Consider the following 4,905-nt stretch of genomic DNA (forward strand, 5'->3'; position numbering starts at 1 on the left):
CGCAGCGAGCAGACCTCGCCGACGTTCATCTCGCAGTCGGCGGGGTCGAGGCTGAGCAGGCCCTTGAGTGCATTGAGGCGCGCGGTGCGCGCCTGCCAAATGCGGCGGCTCGTCTGCTCCTGCAGGAAGACCGTGGCGTTCAGACGCGAGCCCACCCAGAAGCTCTCGGGCGAGATGTGCTGGGTGAAGGTCTGCACGCCGGGCGCCGGGTCGACCGGGATGCCGCTCAGGTCGTAGGGGAAGACGCGGCGCAGGGCCTGGCTGTGCAGGTTGTGGCCGTTCCCGCCGGCGGAGACGATGCTGTCCTGCGTGATCGCCACCTGCAGCCGGTAGTCGCCGGCCGGGTCGAGCGGCTCGACGAGATCGAGGCTGACGACCAGCGTCGAATCAGCGGCCCGCCAGTGCAGGTCGATCTCTCCCGGGCTGAGCACGTTCTTGCGCGCCGCAAAGGCGGTCAGGTAGCTGGCCCCCGTGGCCCCCTGGTCGACGACGCCGTCGATCCAGAAGTGCGGCGTGTAGTCGGCGCCGTAGCCCAGGATCAGCGCTCGGTTCTGGGTCGCGTTCTGCACGTACATGATGTCCGCCGGATTGGGCCACCAGGTGTGGCAGCGGATGAGCGCAACGCTGCTGCCCTGGCCCGGCAGCCAGCCGTCGAAGGCAAACTCGGGCGTCGCGCAGTAGCTGCAGCCGGAATTGGTGTGGAGCCAGCCGAGCGGCACATGGGTCTGCGTGTAGCTGTCGCAGCTCGCCTCCCGCGTATTGTTTCCCGGCGACTCGTCAGTCGGCAGCAGCGCCTCGGCGCGGAGGTGGTAGTAGTTGCCGCCGCTGGCAAGGAAGCTCGGGAAGTCGACCGTGGCGAGCCCGGCCGGCTCGAGGTGAACGGACTGCGTCTCGCTGTAGACCGCGCCGCCCGACTCCTCGATCGTCACCTGAAGATCGAAATCCTCGGCCGAGCTGCCGATGTTCTCGACCTGCACCGAGGGCGTGATCGCGCCGCCGGCCGCGAACTGCAGGCCGTCGGGCGCCACGGTCAGCACGGCCAGGTCATGGGCGAAGGGCTCGTAGATGCGGATGTCGTCGATGTACCAGTCATCGGCATAGGTGCCGTAGTACCGGAAAGCGACATAGACCACGGGCTCGCCGGCATAGGCGCTCAGGGCGACGGTGACCGGATCGCCCGCGAAGCCGGCGATGTCGTGATTGGCCGGTGTCCAGTCGACGATCGTCGTGAAAGCCCCGGGATCCGTCTGACTTGTCGTGCTGACGGCGATGTAGTGGTGCTCGCCGTAGCCGGGCCAGTAGGCCTGATGCTCGTAGAACTCGAGGTAGGCCGACTGCAGGGCAGAGAAGTCGAGAGCAGGCGTGACGAGGTACTCGTCCTGCTGCGTGCCCTGGGCCCCGTAGTGCACGCGCGCCGAGTAACTGCCACTGCGCTTGTAACTGGAGTTGCGCTCCCAGGTCGTGGCGTTGCCGAGATGAATCACCGCCCAGCCGGCCGGCGGCCAGCTCCCCTCGAAGCCTTGGTTCAGGATGTCGTTGCGATCGGTCTGGTAGGGCGGGCCGGCGGCGGGATCGGGGTTGGGAGTGAAGGCCTCGTGCGCGATGGCCGGGGCGAGCCCCAGGCCCAGCAGCAAGGCGATGGTCATGGCGCGAAGGGCGATGCCTGTGCGCATGCTCTGCCTCCTGCGGCGGTCCGCAAGTTCCGGTTAGGTGGGCAATTATAGCAGATTCTGGCCTGGCAGAGAGAAATCGTCGCTACTGCCGTGGGAATCCGTGGCTTGCGTGACTTTTCTGAGACACTCCCCCGCCGACCGGCTCAGCCGAAGAGCCGGCTCCCAACCTGAAAGATGAGCAATGACAACAGGTAGGCCAGGCCGGTGAAGCCCAGCCACTGGGCGACGGCCAGGCTCCAGCGCCCGGACTCCCGCCGGGTGATGGCGAAGGTGGCCATGCAGGGCGTCGCGAGCAGCGCGAAGACCAGGATCGAGAGCCCCTGCAGCGGGCTGTAGTGGCCGGCCAGCGCCGCGCGCAAGCCGCTGGCGTTCTGCTCGGGGTCGCCCATCGCGAAGATGATCCCGAGCTGCGCGACGAAGACCTCCTTCGCGGCGAAGGCGCCGAGGAAGGCCGTGTTGATGCGCCAGTCGAAGCCCAGCGGCGCCATCGCCGGCTGCAGCGCCTGGCCGATGCGCCCGGCCAGCGAGTACTCCAGCGCCTCGGCCGCCCGCGCTGCGGAAAGCGCGGCGGGATCGGCGCCCGGCCCGAGCAGCGCGTCGGCTCGGTAGCTGGCCGGCTGGGGGAAGCTCATCAGCACCCAGAGCAGCACCGAGATGCCGAGGATCAGCGTGCCCGCCTTGTGCAGGTACATCGCCGCCCGCTGCCAGACGTGGATGGCGATGCTGCGCCCGGTCGGCCGCCGGTAGGGCGGCAGCTCCATGACGAAGGGCGTCGCCAGGCCGGCCAGCACGCTGCGGCTGAGGAGCCGCGCGACGATCAGGCCCAGCCCGATCCCCAGCAGGTAGAGCCCGAAGAGCACCGGCGTGTGCCAGGCCGGCGGGAAGAAGGCCGGGATCAGGAGCAGGTAGATCGGCAGGCGCGCGCCGCACGAGATGAAGGGCAGGATCAGCATCGTCACCAGGCGGTCGCGGCGGCTGGGCAGCGTGCGCGTGGCCATGATCGCCGGGATCGTGCAGCCGAAGCCGATCAGCATGGGGATGAAGCTCTTGCCGTGCAGGCCGAAGCGGTGCATCACGCGGTCCATGATGAAGGCCGCCCGCGCCATGTAGCCCGTGTCCTCGAGCAGGCTGATGCCGAGGAAGAGCAGCACGATGTTGGGCAGGAAGACGATCACGCCGCCGACGCCGCCGATCACGCCGTCGATGAGGAGGCTCTCGAGCCAGGACTGCCGCCCCGCCGGCCAGAGCTGGCCGAGGCGCTCGGCCAGCCAGCCGAAGCCGGCGTCGATGCCGTTCATCAGCGGCGCGCCGAGGCTGAAGGTGAGCCAGAAGAGCCCGTACATGAAGAGCAGGAAGAGCGGCAGGCCGAGCACGCGGTGCGTGAGCACGGCGTCGATGCGCTCGCTCTCGGTGACGCGGTCCACGCGCGCGGGCCGGCGCGTGACCTCGCGCGCGAGGCCGGCCGCGAAGCCGTAGCGGCGATCGGCGACGAGCACGGCCACGGGATCGCCCGTGCGCCGCTCGAGGCGCTCGTTGAGCTCGGCCAGGTGCAGGCGCAGGGCGCTGGCGTCGGCGAGCTGGGCCTCGACGGCGGCCGTCACTTCCAGGTCGCCCTCGAGCAGCTTCAGCGCAGCGTAGCGCCCCGGGTAGCGCAGCTCGGCCAGGCCCGCCAGCCGCTGCTCGAGCGCGGCGATCTCGGGTTCGAGATCCTCGCCGTAGTCCACGCGCGGCAGGCGCGGCTCGCGACCGGCCGCCAGGCGCAGGCGCTGCTTCAGCTCGTCGATGCCCGCGCCCTTGTGGCCGACGGTCTCGGCCACCTCGGCGCCGGTCAGCTCGCCCAGGCGCTGCGCATCCAGGAGCTGGCCTTGCCCGCGCGCCACGTCGGCCATGTTGAGGACGAGGACGAGATTCAGCTCCAGCTCCATGAGCTGCACGGCGAGGTGCAGATTGCGCTCGAGGTTGGAGCTGTCGAGCACGTCGACCACCACATCCGGCCGCTCCTCGAGCAGGAAGCGGCGGGCAACGCGCTCCTCGTCGCTGTGCGCGGTGAGGCTGTAGGTGCCGGGCAGGTCGACGACCTGCATCGGCCCGCCCACGCCGCGCAGGCGCCCCCACTTCTTCTCGACCGTCACACCGGGGTAGTTGCCGACGTGCTGATGGCCGCCGGTGAGGCGGTTGAAGAGGCTGGTCTTGCCCGAGTTCGGGTTGCCGGCCAGGGCCACGGTGATCTCGCGGCTGCGCAGCAGCTCGCTCGGGATGTCCGCCGTGCTCGCCGTTCGCCGCATCTAGAGCCGCTCCACGCCGATCGTCGCCGCCTCGGCCTTGCGCAGCGAGAGGTGGCAGCCCTTCACCTTGATGTCGATGGGGTCGCCCAGCGGCGCCAGGCCCTGCAGCGCCACCTCGACCCCGGGCAGGAGGCCGAGATCGAGCAGGCGCTGGCGGATCTCCGTGGCCGCGCGCACGCTGACCACGCGGCCTCGCTGGCCGGGCGCGAGCCGATCGAGCGTGACCAGCTCGCGGCCGCGGCTGAACAGACCCACGACCTCGGGCCCGAAGGCCTCGGCGCAGGCCTGCGTGCGGCAGCTCAGGGTCTCGCCCTGGCCGCCCTGCGAGCGCCGGCCCGCCTCGTAGCACTCGTGGAAGCGCTCGACGAGATCGTCGCCGGCCCGCGGGCAGCCGCGCAGGAACTCGACGAAGCCCGCCAGGCGATCCAGCGTCTCGATGCTGATCACGTGCTCGATTGAGCAGGCATCCCTGCCGGCCGTTTCGAGGGGCACGCCGAGGATCTCGTTCAGGAAGCGCGTGATGAACTCGTGGCGCTGGAGCACGCGGTTGGCCAGCTCCCGGCCGGCCGGCGTGAGCACGGCCGTCTCGCGGGCGCGGTAATCGATGAGGCCCTCGGCGGCGAGGCGCTTCAGCGCGCCGGTCACGGAGGCCATGCGCACGTCCTTGCGCTGGGCGATCTCCTTGGCCCGCGCCTCGCCCTTCTCCTGGACGAGCTGGAGGATGATCTCGAGGTAGTCCTCCAGGCTCTCGCCCAGATCGCCGATGTGCATGCCGCCACCCTCCGGGCTGGGGACCCCCAACTTAGCTCAGGCTAACAAGCCGGGCAAGTCCCAATCACGCAAGGGCCGCCCGGAATCTGTCGCGGCGCCTGCCCGGTGCTTGCGGCCCGCGCGGCCAGCCCTTACCCTGCGCGCATGCCCAATCGCTGCCGCGCCCTCCTCCTAGT

At 70.2% G+C, this 4,905-nt stretch carries 3 protein-coding genes; all 3 read right to left on the minus strand.

The annotated features are described in order from the left end of the window. Window positions 1–1,673: hypothetical protein (locus FJ251_13460; GenBank protein MBM4118714.1), on the minus strand; the 1,673-nt coding region annotated here is incomplete at its 3' end. A gap of 143 nt (window positions 1,674–1,816) precedes the next feature. Further along, window positions 1,817–3,958: a ferrous iron transport protein B gene (gene feoB, locus FJ251_13465; GenBank protein MBM4118715.1), complete on the minus strand. Its 2,142-nt coding sequence runs from the start codon at window positions 3,956–3,958 to the stop codon at window positions 1,817–1,819. After that, window positions 3,959–4,729 (minus strand): DtxR family transcriptional regulator, encoded by a 771-nt coding sequence (locus tag FJ251_13470; GenBank protein ID MBM4118716.1) that lies wholly within the window; start codon window positions 4,727–4,729, stop codon window positions 3,959–3,961. Window positions 4,730–4,905 lie beyond the last annotated feature (176 nt).

The sequence above is a fragment of the bacterium genome, assembly GCA_016873475.1.
Lineage (GTDB): Bacteria > Krumholzibacteriota > Krumholzibacteriia > JACNKJ01 > JACNKJ01 > VGXI01.

Excerpts from the sequence above, each read along its gene's own strand:
- FJ251_13470 (MBM4118716.1), bottom strand. The coding sequence starts at position 4,729 with ATGCACATCGGCGATCTGGGCGAGAGCCTGGAGGACTACCTCGAGATC.
- feoB (MBM4118715.1), bottom strand. The coding sequence starts at position 3,958 with ATGCGGCGAACGGCGAGCACGGCGGACATCCCGAGCGAGCTGCTGCGC.